Origin of the sequence: Caulobacter sp. B11 (assembly GCF_002737765.1) — a bacterium.
GTDB lineage: Bacteria > Pseudomonadota > Alphaproteobacteria > Caulobacterales > Caulobacteraceae > Caulobacter.
Window position 1 is genome coordinate 1 of record NZ_PEGG01000364.1, and the last position, 4365, is coordinate 4365.

Annotated in this window: 6 protein-coding genes and 1 pseudogene; all 7 read left to right on the forward strand. The window is 68.5% G+C overall.

Annotation, left to right across the window (positions count from 1 at the left end; all coding sequences use genetic code 11):
- Nucleotides 1–115 precede the first annotated feature (115 nt).
- Nucleotides 116–765 (forward strand): annotated as a pseudogene (locus CSW58_RS12800) (cytochrome c-type biogenesis CcmF C-terminal domain-containing protein).
- Between the two features lie 45 nt (nt 766–810).
- Nucleotides 811–1089 carry a cytochrome c-type biogenesis protein gene (locus CSW58_RS12805; RefSeq protein WP_255406586.1) on the forward strand — a complete coding sequence of 93 codons (279 nt, stop codon included), beginning with the start codon at nt 811–813 and terminating at the stop codon, nt 1087–1089.
- Nucleotides 1041–1232, forward strand: coding sequence for a cytochrome c-type biogenesis protein CcmH (locus CSW58_RS15850; protein WP_255406587.1), 192 nt, complete (start codon nt 1041–1043; stop codon nt 1230–1232). Before CSW58_RS12805 ends, CSW58_RS15850 begins: the two co-directional genes overlap by 49 nt.
- A 143-nt stretch (nt 1233–1375) precedes the next feature.
- Nucleotides 1376–2947 carry a Do family serine endopeptidase gene (locus CSW58_RS12810; RefSeq protein ID WP_099447546.1) on the forward strand — a complete coding sequence of 524 codons (1572 nt, stop codon included), beginning with the start codon at nt 1376–1378 and terminating at the stop codon, nt 2945–2947.
- A 243-nt stretch (nt 2948–3190) separates the two neighbouring features.
- On the forward strand, nt 3191–3862 hold the full coding sequence (locus tag CSW58_RS12815; protein WP_099447548.1) for a response regulator transcription factor: 672 nt from the start codon (nt 3191–3193) through the stop codon (nt 3860–3862).
- Between the two features lie 33 nt (nt 3863–3895).
- On the forward strand, nt 3896–4138 hold the full coding sequence (locus CSW58_RS15950; RefSeq protein WP_099447547.1) for a hypothetical protein: 243 nt from the start codon (nt 3896–3898) through the stop codon (nt 4136–4138).
- On the forward strand, nt 4138–4365 hold a 228-nt coding region (locus CSW58_RS16340), incomplete at its 3' end, for a type II toxin-antitoxin system RelE/ParE family toxin (protein ID WP_143755209.1). The genes CSW58_RS15950 and CSW58_RS16340, both read left to right, overlap by 1 nt.

Below are 4365 nucleotides of genomic sequence, written 5' to 3' on the forward strand. Positions count from 1 at the left end.
CCGGCCGGACCGCTGCTGGCCTGGAAGCGCGGCGACGCCCGGCTGGTCGTTCGCCGCCTGTGGCTGGCCCTGGCCATCGCCGCGATCCTGGGCCTGGCCGCCTTCCGTCATCGTCGTGCCGCGCAAGGGCCTGGCCAGCGCCGGACTGGCCCTGGGCGCCTGGCTGATCGCCGGCGCCGGGCTGGAGATCATCGAACGCGTCAAGGCCTTCCGCGCCCCCTGGGCCGAGGTCCGCCGCCGCCTGGTCGGCCTGCCGCGCGGGGCCTGGGGCATGACCCTGGCCCATGCCGGACTGGGCGTCTTCGTGCTGGGGGCTCGTTCGAGACCGCCTGGCGGGTGGAAAGCGCCCAGGCCCTGAACCTCGGCGGACAGGTTCGCCTGGGCGGCTATGAAATGACCCTGACCGATGTCGGGGCGGTCGAGGGGCCCAACTATATCGCCGAGCGCGGCCTGGTGCGGATCGTCGGCCGCGACGGCAAGCTGGTCTGCACCGCCACGCCCGAGCGGCGCTTCTATCCGGCCGGCGGCCAGACCACGTCCGAGGTCTCGATCTGCCCCCGCGGCCTGGACGATCTCTATGTGGTCCTGGGCGAGCGCCGGGCGGGCGCCAAGGGCGAACCGGCCTGGGTGGTGCGGGCCTATGTCAATCCGTGGGTGCGGCTGATCTTCCTGGGTCCGTTGATCATGGCGCTGGGCGGCCTGGTGTCGCTGTCGGACCGTCGCCTGCGGTTCGGGGTGGCGCGCAAGCCGGGGGTGACCTCGTGAGCCGCCTGCGCGGCCTGATCATCGGCCTGGCCGCGCTGGTCTTGCATGGCCGCCGCCTCGGATCCGGGCGAGCGCCTGGCCGATCCGGCCCAGGAGGGGCGGGCCCGCGAGCTGTTCCGCGAGATCCGCTGTCTGGTCTGCCAGAACGAGTCGATCGATGATTCCCAGGCCGAGCTGGCCCAGGACCTGCGCGAGATCGTGCGCGGCCAAGTGGCGCAGGGCCGCAGCGACGCCCAGATTTCGCGCCTTCCTGGTTTGAGCGCTACGGCGAATTCGTGCTGCTGCGGCCGCCCTTCTCGGCCAGCAACGCGATTCTGTGGCTGACGCCGGTCCTGGCCCTGCTGGCCGGCGGCGGCCTGATGATCGTGCTTTTGCGCCGCCGGGCCGCGCCCGCAGGTGAAGATCCGCTGGACTCGCTTTCACCGGAAGAAGAAGCTCGTCTTCAGGTCCTGTTGAAGGATCAATGACACGATTGCGCCGCGAAGCCGCCGCAAGAAGCTTCCAACGCAGTAGGCAAGATGATGCAGGACCATTGCGCGAATTGCCGTCGCAACTAGGTTCTAGTCGACAGGACCCGGCGCCGGGCGCCGCGGGTAGGGAAAGACGAGACATGGCCGCTAGGAAGTCGGGATTCTTCGTGGGCGCTGTGGCGGGAGCGGGTGTCGCCTGCGCCGCCCTGGCCGGTGTTGGCATGCGGATGGGCCCGGCCGGGGCCGCCGAGGCCGCGCCGCAACTGACACGAGTGTCCACCGCCACGGCCGCCGCGACCTTCGCGCCGCCGCCCGGCGCGCCGATGTCGTTCGCCGACATCTTCGAGCAGGTTTCGCCCGCCGTGGTGCAGATCGACGTGACCTCCAAGGCCGGACCGGCTCAGCGGCTGCGCATCCCGGGCCTGGAAGGCTTCGACATCGTGCCGCGCGGCCAGAAGCCGGGCGAGGAGGGCGAAGAGGCCCCCGGCCCCAAGCAGCAGTCCTCGGGCTCGGGCTTCTTCATCTCGGCCGACGGCTATCTGGTCACCAATAATCACGTGGTCGCCGACGCCGACGCCGACGGCATCAATGTGGTGCTCAAGGACGGTCGCGAGCTCAAGGCCACGGTCGTCGGTCGCGACGAAGGCACCGACCTGGCCGTGCTCAAGGTCGTCGATCCCAAGGCCAAGGGCGCGGCCTTCCCGTTCGTCAATTTCGAGAACTCGGCCAAGCCGCGGGTCGGCGACTGGGTGATCACCATCGGCAACCCGTTCGGCCTGGGCGGCACCGCCACGGCCGGGATCATCTCGGCCTATGGCCGTGACCTGGGCGACAGTTCCTCGCAGTTTCTCGACTACATCCAGATCGACGCGCCGATCAACCGCGGCAATTCGGGCGGTCCCAGCTTCGACATCTATGGCCGGGTGATCGGCGTCAACACGGCGATCTTCTCGCCGACCGGCGGCTCGGTCGGCATCGGCTTCGCCATCCCCGCCGACGTGGCCGAATCCACCGCCAGGCAGCTGATCGCCGGCGGCAAGGTGGTTCGCGGCTATATCGGCGCCCAGATCCAGCCCTTCACCACCGACATGGCCGAGGCCCAAGGCCTGACCGACGTCAAGGGCGCCATCGTCGCCGACCTCGTCGAGGGCGGTCCCGCCCAGCGCGGCGGCCTGATGCCGGAAGACGTCGTGACCGCCGTCAATGGCGTCAACATCAAGAACGGCTCGGAACTGACCCGCGAAGTGGCCAAGGCCAAGCCCGGCGACGTGATCCGCCTGTCCGTCCTGCGGGGCGGCAAGCCACGCTCGGTCGAGATCCGCTCGGGCGTCCGCCCCAGCGAGCGCGACCTGGCGGTCAATGACAATGACGACGAGGACGGTTCCGCCGCCCCGACCAAGCCGGCTCTGCCGAAGTCGGAGGTGATCGGCCTGACCCTGGCGCCGCTGGACGACAGCGCCCGCCGCACCTTCAAGATCGCTCCAGAGGTGCGCGGCGTGCTGATCGACGCCGTCAAGCCGTCGTCCGACGCCGGCGAGAAGGGCCTGCAGAAGGGCGACGTGGTCTCCAGCGTCAACGGCCAGCCCGTGGCGACCGCCGCCGACGTCAGCGCCGCCGTTGACGCCGCCAAGAAGATCGGCCGGCCCAGCGTCAACCTGCGGATCGTCCGCGCAGGCCGCCCGACCATCGTGCCGGTCAAGATCGCGCCCTAGGTTCGTTCCGGGTCAGGTGGAAACACCTGACCCGGAAAGACTTTAGGTTCAAAGGCTTGACGCCCGCAGGCCCGTCCCGCCGCGAGGACCGCCTCGAGCGGACGGCGGCGCGGCCCCGCCCGAAGCGCACGGGGCTTTCGTCCGCGCGCGGTTCACGCCACCATGACCCGAAATGGTGACACCAGGCGTTTGGAGGCCGTCGATTCGCTCGACGCCTCCCGCCGTGGATTCGGGGACTCCAGCATGCGCATTCTGATCATCGAAGACGATCTGGAGGCGGCCGGCGCCATGAAGCATGGCCTGACCGAGGCCGGCTATGACTGCGTCCACGCGCCGGACGGCGAGGCGGGCCTGACCGAGGCCGGCAAGGGCGGCTTTGACGTGCTGATCGTCGACCGCATGATGCCCAAGAAGAACGGCGTCGAGGTGGTCGAGACCCTGCGCCGTGAAGGCGACAACACCCCCGTCCTGTTCCTGTCGGCGCTCGGCGAGGTCAGCGACCGCGTGGTCGGGCTGAAGGCCGGGGCCGACGACTATCTGGTCAAGCCCTACGCCTTTTCCGAACTGATGGCCCGGGTCGAGGCCCTGTCGCGCCGTCGTGAGACCGGCGCGGTCGCGACGACCCTCAAGGTCGGCGAACTCGAAATGAACCTGATCAACCGCACCGTCCACCGGGCCGGCAAGGAGATCGACCTGCAGCCTCGCGAGTTCCAGTTGCTGGAATTCATGATGCGCCACGCCGGCCAGGCGGTGACCCGCACCATGCTGCTGGAAAAGGTCTGGGAATATCACTTCGACCCGCAGACCAATGTCATCGACGTGCACATCTCGCGCCTGCGCTCGAAGATCGACAAGGGGTTCGATCGGGCCATGCTGCAGACCGTGCGCGGGGCCGGCTACCGCCTCGATTCGTAGGCGCTGGGGCGGCTTTATGATAGACTGGCGTCCATGAACAAGCCTGCGAAGCCCGAGGCGGATGATTTCGATGATCTGTCGGACCTGTACGGCCCGCCGCTGACCGATGCCGAACAGGACGCTTGGTTCGAACGAAATCGTGATGAGATCAACGCGTCGCTGGTGCGGGCGCGCCAGGAATTCGCCGAGGGCAAGGCTACACCCTGGGATTTCGAGGAAATGCTGGCGGACGCTCGAGCCGAGTTCGAGAAAACCCAGAAGACCAAGAAGGTCTGATGGGATCTCCGACGGCCGTCAAATCCGCGGACGCTCTGCGGGATTTCAGACGCATCTATGCCTGGATCGCGGCCGACAGTGGCGTCGCGCGCGCCGAGGCCGTTCTAAAGCGGCTGAATGAGGTGGTCCAACGCTTGGCCAAACGGCCGCGATTGGGGCGCCGGCGGTTCGATTTCCAGGACGATCCTTACAGCTTCAGCGCTCCGCCCTGGGTGATCGTCTACGAA